General features: G+C 38.2%; 16 protein-coding genes. 3 read left to right on the forward strand and 13 right to left on the reverse strand.

The genetic code is table 11. The annotated features are described in order from the left end of the window. Positions 1 to 22 precede the first annotated feature (22 nt). The 3 genes from rpe (at position 23) to FVB32_RS00800 (ending at position 2,481) form a co-directional block, all read left to right on the forward strand. The gene (rpe, locus tag FVB32_RS00790) at positions 23 to 682 is read left to right on the forward strand and encodes a ribulose-phosphate 3-epimerase (protein ID WP_147740687.1); all 660 of its coding nucleotides are present in this window, start codon (positions 23 to 25) and stop codon (positions 680 to 682) included. Further along, positions 682 to 1,650 carry a YpdA family putative bacillithiol disulfide reductase gene (locus FVB32_RS00795; protein WP_147740688.1) on the forward strand — a complete coding sequence of 323 codons (969 nt, stop codon included), beginning with the start codon at positions 682 to 684 and terminating at the stop codon, positions 1,648 to 1,650. The genes rpe and FVB32_RS00795 overlap by 1 nt, the downstream gene beginning before the upstream one ends. A gap of 96 nt (positions 1,651 to 1,746) precedes the next feature. Beyond that, a complete protein-coding gene (locus FVB32_RS00800) occupies positions 1,747 to 2,481 on the forward strand; it encodes a hypothetical protein (protein WP_147740689.1) in 735 nt (244 codons plus the stop codon). On the opposite strand, the gene FVB32_RS00805 is transcribed toward FVB32_RS00800, so the two are convergent. The 13 genes from FVB32_RS00805 to FVB32_RS00865 form a co-directional block, all read right to left on the reverse strand. After that, positions 2,478 to 3,056, reverse strand: coding sequence for a hypothetical protein (locus FVB32_RS00805; RefSeq protein WP_147740690.1), 579 nt, complete (start codon positions 3,054 to 3,056; stop codon positions 2,478 to 2,480). The two genes, FVB32_RS00800 and FVB32_RS00805, sit on opposite strands and share 4 nt — an antisense overlap. Position 3,057: 1 nt before the next feature. Next, complete coding sequence (locus FVB32_RS00810; protein ID WP_147740691.1) at positions 3,058 to 4,101, reverse strand: ATP-grasp domain-containing protein; 1,044 nt, start codon at positions 4,099 to 4,101, stop codon at positions 3,058 to 3,060. Beyond that, positions 4,098 to 4,820 carry an NRDE family protein gene (locus tag FVB32_RS00815; protein WP_147740692.1) on the reverse strand — a complete coding sequence of 241 codons (723 nt, stop codon included), beginning with the start codon at positions 4,818 to 4,820 and terminating at the stop codon, positions 4,098 to 4,100. Before FVB32_RS00815 ends, FVB32_RS00810 begins: the two co-directional genes overlap by 4 nt. Continuing rightward, positions 4,808 to 5,293 (reverse strand): DinB family protein, encoded by a 486-nt coding sequence (locus FVB32_RS00820; protein WP_147740693.1) that lies wholly within the window; start codon positions 5,291 to 5,293, stop codon positions 4,808 to 4,810. Before FVB32_RS00820 ends, FVB32_RS00815 begins: the two co-directional genes overlap by 13 nt. A gap of 5 nt (positions 5,294 to 5,298) precedes the next feature. Continuing rightward, entirely contained in the window at positions 5,299 to 5,952 is a 654-nt protein-coding gene (locus tag FVB32_RS00825; RefSeq protein WP_147740694.1) for a LysE family transporter, read from the reverse strand. Positions 5,953 to 6,070: 118 nt separating this feature from the next. After that, a complete protein-coding gene (locus FVB32_RS00830) occupies positions 6,071 to 6,517 on the reverse strand; it encodes a YHS domain-containing (seleno)protein (RefSeq protein ID WP_147740695.1) in 447 nt (148 codons plus the stop codon). Between the two features lies 1 nt (position 6,518). Next, positions 6,519 to 7,307 (reverse strand): hypothetical protein, encoded by a 789-nt coding sequence (locus FVB32_RS00835; RefSeq protein ID WP_147740696.1) that lies wholly within the window; start codon positions 7,305 to 7,307, stop codon positions 6,519 to 6,521. Between the two features lie 3 nt (positions 7,308 to 7,310). Further along, a complete protein-coding gene (locus tag FVB32_RS00840) occupies positions 7,311 to 8,342 on the reverse strand; it encodes a Rieske 2Fe-2S domain-containing protein (RefSeq protein WP_147740697.1) in 1,032 nt (343 codons plus the stop codon). Further along, complete coding sequence (locus tag FVB32_RS00845; protein WP_147740698.1) at positions 8,342 to 8,731, reverse strand: hypothetical protein; 390 nt, start codon at positions 8,729 to 8,731, stop codon at positions 8,342 to 8,344. Before FVB32_RS00845 ends, FVB32_RS00840 begins: the two co-directional genes overlap by 1 nt. After that, entirely contained in the window at positions 8,731 to 8,946 is a 216-nt protein-coding gene (locus FVB32_RS00850; RefSeq protein WP_147740699.1) for a hypothetical protein, read from the reverse strand. The genes FVB32_RS00845 and FVB32_RS00850 overlap by 1 nt, the downstream gene beginning before the upstream one ends. A gap of 1 nt (position 8,947) precedes the next feature. Further along, a complete protein-coding gene (locus FVB32_RS00855; RefSeq protein ID WP_147740700.1) occupies positions 8,948 to 10,903 on the reverse strand; it encodes a thiamine pyrophosphate-dependent enzyme in 1,956 nt (651 codons plus the stop codon). 26 nt (positions 10,904 to 10,929) lie between these two features. Then, positions 10,930 to 12,171, reverse strand: a complete 1,242-nt coding sequence (locus FVB32_RS00860; protein WP_147740701.1) for a cation:proton antiporter — start codon at positions 12,169 to 12,171, stop codon at positions 10,930 to 10,932. 11 nt (positions 12,172 to 12,182) lie between these two features. Continuing rightward, on the reverse strand, positions 12,183 to 13,796 hold the full coding sequence (locus FVB32_RS00865; RefSeq protein WP_147740702.1) for a glutamate synthase-related protein: 1,614 nt from the start codon (positions 13,794 to 13,796) through the stop codon (positions 12,183 to 12,185). Positions 13,797 to 13,935 lie beyond the last annotated feature (139 nt).

Genomic DNA, 13,935 nt, shown 5'->3' on the forward strand with positions numbered 1-13,935 from the left:
TTTGTATGCATATAATGCTCAGATGAACACAAAATTAGTAGCTCCTTCCCTTTTAGCGGCAGATTTCGGAAACCTGCAACGAGATGTTGAAATGGTAAACAAAAGTGATGCCGACTGGCATCACATAGATGTAATGGATGGTGTTTTTGTTCCAAACATTTCATATGGAATGCCTGTGGTAAAAGCAATTGCCAAGCACGCTACCAAACCTTTGGATGTGCATTTGATGATTGTGGACCCGGACCGTTACATCAAAACATTTGCCGAGTTGGGTGCTTCAATTCTATCTGTTCACTATGAAGCGTGCACACATTTGCACAGAACTCTACAAGCTATAAAAGCAGAGGGCATGAAAGCTGGGGTGGCTCTAAATCCGCACACTTCTGTACATTTATTGGAAGATACCATCCAAGATATAGACTTGGTCTGTATGATGAGTGTAAATCCAGGTTTTGGAGGTCAATCTTTTATTGAAAATACCTACCAAAAAGTAAGTGATTTAAAAAATCTCATTAAAAAGAAAAATTCTAAGGCCCTTATTGAAATTGATGGTGGGGTTAATGCGACCAATGCCAAAAAATTGGTGGATGCCGGTGCCGATGTTCTTGTTGCTGGTAGTTTTGTTTTCAAAAGCGAAAATCCGACAGCAACCATCAAAACCCTTAAAGAAGAAATTGCATAATGCAAGATTTTGATGTTATTATTATTGGTGGCGGTCCCATTGGTATTGCCTGTGGCCTCGAGGCCAAAAAGCAGGGGCTATCTTATCTAATTATTGAAAAAGGACCTATCGTCAACTCCCTTTTTAACTATCCAATCAATATGCAGTTTTTTTCTTCTTCGGAAAAACTGGAAATTGATAATATCCCTTTTATTAGTAAAGAAGCCAAGCCCAAGCGCAATGAGGCTTTAGAATACTACAGGAGAATTGTAACCTCCAACCAACTTAATATTCACTTGTTTGAAAAAGTAACCGAGGTTAAAAATAATGGTGGTTCCTTTTCAATACACACCGAAAAAAATCAATATACCTCCAAAAACATTATAGTAGCTACCGGCTTTTACGATTTGCCCAATACGTTAAACGTTCCTGGGGAAGACCTACCCAAAGTTTCTCACTATTATAAAGATCCCCATTTTTATGCAAGTCAAAAATTAGCCGTTGTAGGTGCTAGTAATTCAGCCATTGATGCAGCTTTGGAATGTTACCGTAAGGGGGCAGAAGTCACATTAATAATTCGCGGTCCGGAAGTAGGTCAACGGGTAAAATATTGGGTGCGCCCAGACATCATAAACAGAATAGAGGAAGGGAGCATTAAGGCCTATTACAATGCCACAGTAAAGAAAATCTCCTCAACTGAAATACAAATTGACACTCCAGATGGTGTTGTAACCTTAGAAAACGATTTTGTCCTAGCACTTACCGGTTATATGCCCAATTTTGAATTTCTGGAAAAGTTAGGCATTGAGCTATCTCTAGATGAAAAGCGACTTCCCAACTACAACCCAGAAACAATGGAATCCAATATTGAAGGGCTTTACCTGGCCGGGGTTATTTGTGGAGGTATGGAAACCCATAAATGGTTTATTGAAAACTCCAGAATCCATGCCCCCATCATTATCCAATCCATTAAGAGTAAAATAGCATAAGAAATCAGGTTTTAAACCTTATAAAAACTGCTTTAGCCGTAAGGTGCATTCCAAAATCCCTACTTTTAAGTAGTATAGGAATTCAAAAACAGGAAAATGACCAAACAATTGCATTTGGCTGCTCAATATTTGGCTACCGCAGCGAAAAGCTTTTTAGAAGCCAAATCAGACGATAGTCACACCAATCTTGGCTTTTCCATAGAGGAAAAGAGTCTTCAAACTTGGGCTTTGGATGCCAATGGCACAAAACTCTGCCTAAACTATGAGCAATTTTCACTAGAGTGGAAATCCCATGAAAGCAACTCCTTTTTACTAGATGGAAAAACCCATGAAGAAATAGTGAACTGGTTAAGCCAGACTTCCAAAACCCTTGGATTTGAAAAGCCATATCAGTTTGACTTACATTACGATATGCCTTATAGTATGAATCCAACTGACCAATTTAAGAAGTCGGATACACAGGAATTGATATTGTTGAGGTCTCTCGCACAAAATGCGTTAAAATCATTTTTAAATATTGAAAACCTAACTTCGGATATTCGTATTTGGCCGCATCATTTTGATACAGGAGCATTTTGCGTATTAAATGATGGTTCTGGAAAATCGATTGGTATGGGGCTCTCCATTCCGGACGCTATGATTGATGACCATTATTTTTATATCAGCGGATATATTGGGCATGACGGTCTTGACACTGCCAATTTTGCACCATTGACGAAAGGCAAATGGTTAAATGATGGATTCAAGGGTGCTGTATTATCTGCTTCGGGAATAAGTACTGAAATTGCTGTTCAATTTTTTAGAGAAGCCTTTAAGGCTTATGTTAGTTAAAGTGAAAATTGATATTGTAAGGAGATACTAGCGATAAATCCTTGTTCCACCTCATCTCCACTGGTTATGGCGTTGATTTCACGTCCAAATCCAGCAGTAAGACCAATTTGGGATTTGGTATTCTTGATAGGCAAGAAATACCCGCCTTCCAACCAAGGTTGTACTACCAAAGTATACGTACTTCCTGATACTTGACCTCCTATAGGTCCAATATTATCTGTCCAATCAATGTTTAGGCTCCAGACATCCACATTGAAACCTGCTATGAATTTACCCTTACCGGATGGATAGTGTTTTCGAAATCCAACGGAACCACCAAAACCTTCGCCTTCTTCAGTAATATTGACATCGCTAAAATCTTGGCGATCCACAAAATTTCCTCCCAAGCGAAAAAGTAATGAGGATTTTTCATTGAGATAATGCTCCAGATTTATTGTTGGGATGATCCCAGCTGGATATACTTGAATAGACACTCCTAAATCTGTTCGCACTCCATTGGTGTTAGTATCTTGGCCTTGGGCCGAAAGATTGGCAAGACAAAAAAACAATCCTAAAACATACAATTTTGCCTTCATGCTATATCACTTTTAATTGTGCTTCCAATTCACCATTAGCTTTCAACATGGCTCTACCATCTTTAAAGCTAAGGTAAGAATGTCCCTTTTTATGGTTCATGATACTGATATCATTGAGCATGCCCCAATGCCTAGTAATCTCCTTCCATGCAAAAAACAAAGAGTGCTTTGGGTCGTAGATATGTGTTGCCTCTCCCCCAGCCCCGTTAATTTCGATAATACTGAAGTTTTTACCCTCCGACAGTTCTTCAATAGAGTTATGGAGTACATCTAAACGTCCATAATGAAATCCTTCAATTCTTGAACAAATGTCATCTATAGCCTTCAACAGTCCTTCATTAAGTCTATGGGTATCGTCAATAAATTTGGCCCCTCTAGTATGGCTTCCGTATGGCACCAAAATGAATTCCTCACCTTTATCGAGAACCAGATTTAATTTAAAACCAAATTTCTTTTTTAAAGCTGAAAGTTGTAAGTGACTTCGCGGGTCTTTTTTAATAAGATCTAGAATAGCACTTTTCCCATCTCCTATCACAGATAAAAACAGTTTGGAGACTATTCCAGTAATCTTCCCTTTTTTCTCCCCAGGTTTGCGAACATAAAAAATACCAACTTCATTAGTATAGGGTATCAATTCTTGAATCAAAAAATGTTCTGGGTTTTTTGAAAAATACGCTCTAAACTCTTCTTTGTTATGAATTTTATCCACCCCAAATGCCTTCATCCCGATATCCGGTTTAGCGATAAAGGGGAAATTAATTCCTTCAACCAATACCTTTTCCAAAGCTAATTCTGGAGTCTCCTCCTTAGAAATGAATACGGTCTTGGGGATGTACTGTTGTGGAATCATATTATAAATTTCCATTTTTGATTCCATAGCCATTCCCCCGTTTTTCATGGATGGATTGGCAGCATTGAAAAAGAAAAAAGAACGTGCTTTAATGGAGAAGTACAACCAAACGGGAAACAAGGGGTAATAAATTGCCCATAAAGGCCAATATTCCCAATGTGTTAGTTTATGAAGTTTTAATCTCCAAGGTTTCATTTTGTTACAAGTTGATTTGGTGAAAAGGGCACAACATACTTTTTATTATTGAATAGATCTAAGTGCTTTAAAACGGACTCTTCATTACCCAAAATCGCTTGGGTTACACTAAAGGTCTTCAATCCTGTATTTCTATCGATAATAAATCCGTTTTCATAATCTTCATGATTGTTAGAGTGAAAATCAACAACATCTGAAGCCAGAATATCCGTATTGCTACCTATGAACTTACTGAAAAGGTTAGCTCTATGGGCTATAGCCTCTTCATCATATAGGGTCGCAGAGGACCAGATATGGCTTTGGCTTTTATCCAATAACTCGAGATGTTTTTGGTGTCCATCCCATCTAAGTTCTTGCAACTTATCTGTATCAAACAGTACCAATGTAAAAGGTTCAATATTGTCTAAATCCATCTCTTTTATAAAAGCATCAGGATTGGACGCACTAATCACATCCAACAAAATAAGTCCTCTGCTTTTTGCATAATTTCCTTTGGATTCATGTTTTTTAAACGCCCCATTCAATACTACTGCAACAACCCCATTTTCATTTAAAGCGAACCATGTTCCACCGGCTTTTGGGTCCTTGGGAAAAAGCACTTTAGTAGTATTTATTATTTCTTCCTTTGGCTCAAATGCTACGGGCCGCGAAATATGTTCATCACGGTTTGAAGTGATGAAATAATTATTATTTCTAGAAATGAAGCTTACTGTACACATGCTGCTCTATGTTGCATGGTTGAAGGAGCAACTCCAAACGATTCGGGCAGTTCCATGGTAGAAAAATGTCTAATGCCTACCTTAATGAGTGCATGGTGGTGGATGGTATGCTCCAAATTATACATCACCTCTCTATAATAATTAGATTCCAAACGAGTTTCTGAATCACCCAATTCATAAGTTACTTTTACCGTTTTATTGGGTTTTTCCAGAGTTGATTGGATGCGTTCCAATTGCTCAATGGCAAAAGTCAATTCTTGTTCAATTTTATGGTTGCGTTCCCGCTTATCATAAGACACATCAGCTCCATCATATCCATTGATCAGGCATAAGTACAATTCGATGATATGTCTTGTATGTTGCCCTATCGTGGAATTGGAAAGCACTTCACATGACTGCGCATAACACTCCTCTGGAAGCTGCAAAAGTATTTCTTTGAATTGCTCAATAGTATCTATAGAAGATCTGAACATAATTATTATTGTATTTTGAGGTTAAGGCGTTTTTTAACAAACAAGAACATAAGATAAAAAGAAAATCCAAGGTACAATAGCCCCATTAACAGATTGGTAATCATACTATAGTTCTCATAATTTGTAAAAATATATTTGCCTGCGGAAATGAAAATACCTAGGCCTATCATGGTCCCGATTCCTATCCCGAATAAATAAAAAGCATAGGATCTTTTAGAAGTTTTCAATATCCCTTTAGTGCTAAGTACCTTGTTCCAGGTCATCCAAAAAGGAATTTGCAAAGGGTTAAGGGCACTCAATAAAAGACCAAGTAAAAATGCTGAACTAATTTGTGGCAATGCATTGACTTTAGGGCCTACGTCAGAAAGACTAGCAGATGCCAAAAAACTGGTTGTGGCTAAATACAGTAGTAAAACTATCCCAAAGGGAATGAGGTAATTGGACACTTTTTCACTCAATTGCAAGCGCTCATTCCCAAATAAGGCTAGACGTACAACTAGTAGTTCAACCAAAACAACTGCAACGGAAAACCATATGGCCGATGTTACACTTTCAGAAGCTGCAATATTAAAAGCTGTGAGGTTCAAGGTACCTAAAGGCAAAGCCCCTAAAAAACTAACTAATAACCCTGAAAAACAAACTTTTGAATATTTATCCATAGTAACAATCAATGTTTATCCAACATTCAAACATTGCTCTAATAGTCTCTAAAATAGATATACCTAACATCTAAAAGCAAATCTAATGCAGATTTTAAGCTGTCTATCCTACTAAATGTTATTTGTTTCTTATTTTTTTCCAGTTCTCATCTGCCTTGGTTTGCAGTGTTTCTGGAGATTCTTTGGTCCAAAGATTCAAAGTGTTGGTTTTTCCTGAATTGTAGAACAGATAGAGTTTTCCATCCCTAATCTCAAAAGTCTCTGGGTTGATGCTTACCTTTTTGTCTGAAACAGCAACAGCGTAAGCGCAATATCCACCATATTGAGGAACAAATTTGGTTGGATCGGACTTAAAGGAATCCAAATTGTCTTGGTTGGAGAACTTATATTTTACTCCATCATGGCCAGTGGTCAATTCTTTTTTTCCTTCAACGGCTTTTCCATCAAAATAGGCTACCACATCATATCCATTGGCTGCATAACCTTTTTTTGTGTTGTAATCGATGGATTGGGCAACCGTTATGGTGCTCATAATAAAAAGAAGAGCAATTACAATTTTTTTCATTCTAGTAAATTGAAGATTCTTTATCTAACTTTTCTATTTTGGAAACATCAATGCGCATAGTGTACCAATCTTCCAGTTTTTCAACCTTTCCCTTTAATTTTGAAGGAAGGCCTATATACGGTACTATGTCTTTATGTATTGGGTTTCCTTTCAAATCGGTTAATAGAAAATATTCTGAAATGGAATTATTGTCCGAAACAGCCAGAACAGGTGGAATTCCGCCAGAAATACAAAGAGCCGCACAACTACGGTGTATTTTTCCATAGCCAGGTTTCATTACCCCAAAATAGCATTTAGGGTCAACTATTTCTCCAACAACCTCATGATTACCCATGGATTCTGGTAGTACAAAATTTTTCTTTTTTGATTTATCCAAGCTTATTTTCTGGCTATCATCAATCTGCAGCAAGGTCTTCCCATTGTAATAAATAAGGTTTCCTTCAATGGTCAAATGTTTACCATTAATGTTTCCCTTATGCCTTTTGATTTCATCCAAATAAGCATTTGCACCAAATTTCCCAAAACCTAACAAAAGAACATCCTTAAAAGTGTTCTTTGCAAGTTCAACTCGTAGCATGGGATAAGGAGCCTCATAATAAGTGCCGGATATTTTTGTGGGGGTATCAAAATCAAAAACGCTATTGTTAGCCTCCTTCTGAAAGAAGCCAAATAAAATTGACCCAATAAGAAGTAGCCCTAAAGCAAATAGAACAAAGCGTTTAATGGAGCTCTTCGTTTCCTTGCCCACAGCATCTACATAACCAATATAAAATTCATCCTTTTTCTCCATGTCCTAGCACAATATTGGTTCAACTTCGGTTCCTTCTTCCAACCCGATAGGATTAATGTATATCATATCATTATCCAATCGTAACTCATATGTGGCCACTTTTTCTGTAAAAGGCGGAGGAGATTGTCCATTATGGGGCAGATATTGATATCCATGCCAAGGACAGGTAACACATCCATCTACAATCTTGCCTTCCCCCAATGGACCACCTTGATGCTTACAGACATTATGGATTGCTGATAATTTACCATCGTACTTAAAAATCGCTACGCGTTTCTTTCCTACGGAAAATATTTTAGCCCTGTCTTCAGGAATTTCATGCACATCACATACTTTCAACCATCCTCCAGTATCTTTTTCCCCCTTAAATCCATCTACTTTAGATTCTTTAAAAGCCGCCACTAAATGCAAACTGCTTATCACGATAAACCCTAAAACCAAAATACCTATTGTAAATACTGATGTTTCTTGTTGAAATGCCCCTAAAAAAACATGAAGAAGTATCAGGGCATAAGCAACATAAACAAGCATATGGAGCCCTTTCCATACATTCGGAGAAAGGTTTTTCAGAAAAAAATCATGACTTGTGGAAGCCATAAAGAACAATATTAACAAGGCTAAAAAACCCAAAACTTGAAATGGGAAATTGGTCAAGGAACCATAATCCATATTGGAAGTGAATACAGCATAAATTGAGTTCACATTTCCCAATGTGTGAAAATGAATTATTGCAAAAACTCCATGGATTAGAGCGGCTAAAAACATACTTACTCCCAAATGTCTACGATTGTACAAAATGGGTAAAAATTGAGGGTTTAGCCTGCTTAAGGGGCCAATGACCAAAATGATATGAAGCATTATGACCGCTAACGAGCCAAATGCCCGAATAATCATTGTTTCCGCTATGGTTTCCGGATTGAACGCCAATGTTAGGGCTATAAATAGTACTAAGTATAAGACCATTCCCAAAGCAATGATCTTATCATAGGTTTTTTTGTGCTTATTCCAAAGCACCAGTTTATAATCCAATCCCATTAGAATTCCATTTTTAGTATTTCTTCATTCTTGAGTACATCCTGTATTATGATTCCTTGGATTTCTTTTTCAGAAGGAAATGTATAAGAACCTATACCCTTTATTTGCCCCAATTTTGTGCCCTTCTCCCCTTTCATATTCAAAGCATAGATCACAGATGAAGCACTTTTAAGTGGATACTTTACATTTAATTCAAGAATATAGGCTCCATCGCTCTTTGTTAAATTGGCATCAACCATATTATTGCTTGAACTTCCATTGGTTTCATAAGAAATGTTCTCAGGTTGATTAAAATTCAAATCCTTGATAATCAAAATCAACAAAATGGGCAGTATGATCGCAAGCAACAACCAACTGTATTTATGTCTTTTTCTTAAATTGGCATCCATTAATCTGCAGTTTGGGATTTAAATAGCCTTCTCAATAAAAAGGGCCATGTGGCTACTACTCCAGGAAAAAGAAGTAGTCGAACCTTCTTTTTACTATCCCTCATTATGGAATCAATTTTTGATGCGCCTAGGAGCATAAAATACAATCCAAACAGCAATCCCACACCAAAGTACAGGGCTAAGATTGTCAAAAAAGCAGTTATTACCGTTTCCATCTTAAATCAGGTTTACATCCGTTAGCACCTCTAAAACGGCTGGTCCCTTCTCTGCATAAAGCGCTTTCATTGCAGCCTCTAAATCATCTTGATTTTCAACTCGCTTACCCCAAGCGCCACAAGATTGCGCAAATTCAGCAAAGTTTGGGTTGGAAAGGGAGGTTTTCCATACATCAAATTCACCTGCACGTTGTTCTTTGGAAATTTTACCAAGTTCATGATTGTTCAAAACAATAAGCTTTACAGGCATATTATACTTTACCAATGTGGTGATTTCAGCTAAATATTGACATAGCCCTCCATCCCCAGCAACGGCAACTACTGGGCGAGAATCTCCAACCGCGGTCCAAGCGCCAATAGCCGCGGGCAACGCAAACCCAATAGAGCCTAAATAACCAGACATTAAAAAATCTTGATTGGTAGGTTCAAAATAGCGTCCAAAGGAATATGCATTATTACCCACATCTACACACATCACTGCATTTTCAGGGGTCAACTTATTCATCGTTTCAAAAACGGCAATGGAACTAATACCATTGTTTGAAGTTTCCAAAAGTCGTTTTGCCTTTTCTTCCTTCCAAATTTTCCAACGCTCCGCTATTTCAGGAGTTTGATCTACGGTGTTTATATTTCCGTTTAGTTCATCTTCAAAAATTTCAAGGGTTCTTGATATTTCACCCCAAACAGCAACTTCAACTTTATGAAATTTACTTAATGCCATGGGATCAAAGTCAACCTGAATAATGGGTTTTTTGGGGGTTATTCCGGTGTGATTGGAGAATGAAGCTCCAAAAACAAGCAATAAATCGGATTCATTCATAAACCAAGAAGCAATGGGAGTGCCACTGCGCCCCAAAACACCACCGCCAAGGCGATGATTATCAGCAATTAGACCCTTACCCTTAAAAGTTGTGACCACCGTCGCATTTAAGCGTTCTGCAAACTTTACAATTGCCTTTTTATGTGCTCTAGCCCCATGACCCATTACAATTACAGGGCGTTTTGACTTTTTTATCAATTCAACTGCATCATTTACGGCCTCTTTTGGAGGTGCTATTTCCATAGCTGTAATGCGCTTATCTGGTGTTTGCGCTTTTTCATTGGGTTTGGCCAATCTTTCTTGAACCTCATCAGGAAACGTCAAATGGGAAACATCGCGCTTTAAAATAGCATTCTTTACCGCCAAAGACATCAATTCCGCATGTTTACTGTCACTTTGTACACGTTGATTGAATTCAGCAACAGTACTAAATCCTCTAACCAAATCTACTTCTTGAAAATTTCCTGTTCCCACCACCTGCGTGGCTACTTGACCCGTTAACGCCAAAAGCGGCGCTCGGTCTACCTTAGCATCCCACATCCCCGTATACATATTGGTAGCTCCGGGACCAGCGATTGAAAAACATGCTGCAGGCTTGCCAGTTAATTTTCCATACGCAGAAGCAGCAAAAGCAGCGGCGCCTTCATGCCGTATTCCGTAAAAGTTTAACTTTCCTTTCTCCTCCTGACGTTTCATGGCATCGGCAAAACCTAGATTGGAATGTCCTACCATTCCAAAAACCTTGGTTACACCCCAGTTTACCATAGTTTCTGCCATAATATCGGAAACAGTGGCCTCATGAACATCCTCTTCCTCTACTCCAACATAAATGGCATTATCTTCTTCTTTAACTTCAAAAGTCTCGATGCCGTCATCATACCCCCCTGGAGGTAAGCCTGTACAAGGATCAAAATCCCAACCATGCCATGGACAGCGGAGCATTCCATTTTCAATAGATCCTTCACCCAATGGTCCTCCTTGGTGTGGACATTTATTGTCCAATGCAGAAAACTTGCCTTTAAAATGGGTCAAACAAATTCCTTTGTGGGCAGCAGTTACCGTTTTAACCCTCCCTTCTGGAAGTTCCCTTTTATTATCTAATACTTTATGCCAAATCGTTTTTCTTGAAGAAGCCATAGTTAGTTGTTATTTTTTCAAGTTAATCAGTTAGTTTTAAGTAATCTCGACACTACCTTATCAATGGTAAGTCCTTGCACTATAATTGAGAAAACCACAACACAATATGTAACAAAAATCAATGCCTCCCTAAATTCTCCATCTGGTAAAGTCAATGCAAGTGCAATTGAAATTCCTCCTCGTAAACCTGCCCAGGTCAATATGGTCATTTTATTCTTATTGCTGCGGTGTTCTTTTTTCAAAAATATGTTTGAAATAAAAACAGAAATATATCTTGAAAAGAGCACAATCGGAATTGCTACTAGTCCAGCAATTAAATAATTTAGTTGAAAATCAAGGCTCACTATTTCCAACCCTATCAAAACGAATAGGATAGCGTTTAAAATTTCATCCAAGACCATCCAAAATATATTCATGTTTTCTTTTAATGGTTCACTTTTACAAGATTTATGCAGATAATCACCAATCATTAATCCCATAACTACCATCGCCAATGCTCCAGAAACATGAATTAATGAAGCCAGCCAATATCCTCCCATAACAATAGCTATGGAGATATGCACCGCCACAATGGGTGATTCATATATTCTATTAAGAAAAAGTTTACCGATATATCCCAAGACAAACCCCAAGGCAATTCCTCCAAAAGCTTCTTGGGCAAATTCTAAAAAGATATGTGACGGTTCAACGCCATGGCCACCAGACATAGTAGCTATGGATAAAAGTGATATAAAAACCACGATTCCCACACCATCATTGAATAAGGACTCGCCCACTATCTTAATTTCTAAATCCTTTGGTGCTCCTGCCTTTTTTAGTAACGCTAGAACGGCAATAGGATCTGTTGGAGAGATTAAAGAGCCAAAAACAAGACAATATATATAGTCGAAGTTCAGGCCAAAAAAACCACTTACAAAATAAAACAATGTTCCAATTAGAAATGTGGAGATTAAAACCCCTACTGAGGCATATATAAGGACAGGACCTTTTTCTTCGAGCAGATTGTGAAGATTTACATGTATAGAACCGGCAAAAAGTAAAAAACTCAGTAGAAAATCAAACAAAATTGTTCTAAAGTCAATTTCGTCAATAACCGAACAGACACTGACAAAAGCCTCATGATCAATAAAATTAAGGGCTCCAATCAATAATGAAGCTACAATTGCTAAAAGCATGACACCGATAGTATCTGGAAGCTTCAGTACTTTTTTATTGATAAAGCTGAGTAAGGAGGATAGGGCTACTATGCCCGTGAAAATTTGAAACATATGTTTAGCATTTAGCGAACTCCCGCATAATTGATTCCTGTTAGGTCATGCATATCCTTATTAAAAGTAGACAGGTCATTATGATTAAATTTTGAAACATCATCATAACCACAGGAACGTGCCACTACCTTAATTAAATCATTAGTGGCGCTGAAAAAATTATGCAATTGTTTGGCCGAAGAATCAATGATCAATCTACTTCTCAGGCTTTCTTTTTGTGTAGCGATACCCACAGGGCAATTATTGCTCCCGCACGCACGCATACCCAAACAACCTATTGCCTGAATGGCGGAATTTGAAACAGCTATGGCATCTGCTCCCAACATCATCGCTTTTGAAAAGTCTTCTGCAATCCGCAGTCCTCCGGTAATAATGAGTGTAACATCTGTAGCTCCTACTTTATCTAAATACTTTCTGGCTCTTGCCAATGCAGGAATTGTAGGAACATTAATATTGTCTCGAAGAATTGTTGGTGCTGAACCTGTTCCACCTCCGCGTCCGTCTAAAATGATGTAATCTACCCCAACATCCAATGCAAACTGAATGTCTTTTTCAATATGACTTGCAGCAATTTTAAACCCTATTGGTATTCCTCCTGTACGTTCTCTAACTTTTTCGGCAAAGGATTTAAAATCCTTCACTCCATGAAAATCTGGGAAGGTTGCAGGGCTAATAGCGGTTTCGCCCTCTTTTAATCCTCTTACTTCGGCTATTTCTTTGCTTACCTTATTCCCAGGTAAGTGTCCGCCTGTGCCTGTTTTGGCTCCTTGCCCACCTTTAAAATGAAAGGCTTGTACATTATCCAGCTTATCCCAAGAAAAGCCAAACTGTGCCGAGGCCAATTCATAAAAATATCTGGAGTTATTTTTTTGCTCATCTGGCAACATCCCTCCTTCTCCAGAACAAATTCCTGTTCCGGCCATCTCGGCTCCTTTAGATAGGGCAATCTTTGCTTCTCTGGATAGTGCACCAAAACTCATATCGCTTACAAACAGGGGTATATCCAAAACCAGTGGCTTTTTGGATTTTGGGCCAATAGTCACTTTTGTTTCCACTTCTTCATGATCTAAAAGAGGCCTGCTTGCCAGCTGTGCCGGCAAAAACTGAATATCGCTCCATTTGGGCAAGGTATTTCTATCCACACCCATGGATGAGGAAAACCCGTGATGTCCAAGATTCTTAAGGCCGTTTTGGGCCAATTCCTTGATATAGCCAGTATAGGGTTCGGTATCTTCAGGATGTGTGTCTGCGTACGTACCTAAATAGGCATCCCTATCAAAAGGTTGTGGGTGTTCATTTTCAAAAGCTGCTATTTCATGTTCATCAACTTGCAATGAATCGCCTTCAACATGCTCTTGAAACTTATGAAGCTGTTCGTTATTATTATATTCACTTATTCCTGTGTCGTACCGGTAATCCCACCCATGAACTCCGCAAATAAGGTTTTGGCCTTCTACATGACCATCTGCTAAAAGGGCCCCTCGGTGGTGGCAACGGCCATATAAAACAGATATTCCTGTTTCGTGTTTTATAATGACTAAATCGGTGTTTTTGACTAAGGCGTATGCTGGTTTTTTTTCTTCAAGAGTAGAAATCTTTGCAATCTCGATAAGCTTTTGTGACATATTTGGTTAGCTATTTTTTAAGGTTGAATTTAGTCTTAGGTCGAAAAATTGTAATACGCATTACAAGAGTAAGTTAGCGTTAATACTAATGCAACGGGCTAAAAACTATTAAAATGTGTCGGCTGTAGTAAGTCTTGCT

This window comes from Flagellimonas hymeniacidonis, assembly GCF_008040165.1.
GTDB lineage: Bacteria > Bacteroidota > Bacteroidia > Flavobacteriales > Flavobacteriaceae > Flagellimonas > Flagellimonas hymeniacidonis.

What these genes read in the sequence shown, in the direction of transcription:
- rpe (WP_147740687.1), top strand. Translation starts at nt 23, where the DNA reads ATGAACACAAAATTAGTAGCTCCTTCCCTTTTAGCGGCAGATTTCGGA.
- FVB32_RS00795 (WP_147740688.1), top strand. Translation starts at nt 682, where the DNA reads ATGCAAGATTTTGATGTTATTATTATTGGTGGCGGTCCCATTGGTATT.
- FVB32_RS00800 (WP_147740689.1), top strand. Translation starts at nt 1,747, where the DNA reads ATGACCAAACAATTGCATTTGGCTGCTCAATATTTGGCTACCGCAGCG.
- FVB32_RS00805 (WP_147740690.1), bottom strand. Translation starts at nt 3,056, where the DNA reads ATGAAGGCAAAATTGTATGTTTTAGGATTGTTTTTTTGTCTTGCCAAT.
- FVB32_RS00810 (WP_147740691.1), bottom strand. Translation starts at nt 4,101, where the DNA reads ATGAAACCTTGGAGATTAAAACTTCATAAACTAACACATTGGGAATAT.
- FVB32_RS00815 (WP_147740692.1), bottom strand. Translation starts at nt 4,820, where the DNA reads ATGTGTACAGTAAGCTTCATTTCTAGAAATAATAATTATTTCATCACT.
- FVB32_RS00820 (WP_147740693.1), bottom strand. Translation starts at nt 5,293, where the DNA reads ATGTTCAGATCTTCTATAGATACTATTGAGCAATTCAAAGAAATACTT.
- FVB32_RS00825 (WP_147740694.1), bottom strand. Translation starts at nt 5,952, where the DNA reads ATGGATAAATATTCAAAAGTTTGTTTTTCAGGGTTATTAGTTAGTTTT.
- FVB32_RS00830 (WP_147740695.1), bottom strand. Translation starts at nt 6,517, where the DNA reads ATGAAAAAAATTGTAATTGCTCTTCTTTTTATTATGAGCACCATAACG.
- FVB32_RS00835 (WP_147740696.1), bottom strand. Translation starts at nt 7,307, where the DNA reads ATGGAGAAAAAGGATGAATTTTATATTGGTTATGTAGATGCTGTGGGC.
- FVB32_RS00840 (WP_147740697.1), bottom strand. Translation starts at nt 8,342, where the DNA reads ATGGGATTGGATTATAAACTGGTGCTTTGGAATAAGCACAAAAAAACC.
- FVB32_RS00845 (WP_147740698.1), bottom strand. Translation starts at nt 8,731, where the DNA reads ATGGATGCCAATTTAAGAAAAAGACATAAATACAGTTGGTTGTTGCTT.
- FVB32_RS00850 (WP_147740699.1), bottom strand. Translation starts at nt 8,946, where the DNA reads ATGGAAACGGTAATAACTGCTTTTTTGACAATCTTAGCCCTGTACTTT.
- FVB32_RS00855 (WP_147740700.1), bottom strand. Translation starts at nt 10,903, where the DNA reads ATGGCTTCTTCAAGAAAAACGATTTGGCATAAAGTATTAGATAATAAA.
- FVB32_RS00860 (WP_147740701.1), bottom strand. Translation starts at nt 12,171, where the DNA reads ATGTTTCAAATTTTCACGGGCATAGTAGCCCTATCCTCCTTACTCAGC.
- FVB32_RS00865 (WP_147740702.1), bottom strand. Translation starts at nt 13,796, where the DNA reads ATGTCACAAAAGCTTATCGAGATTGCAAAGATTTCTACTCTTGAAGAA.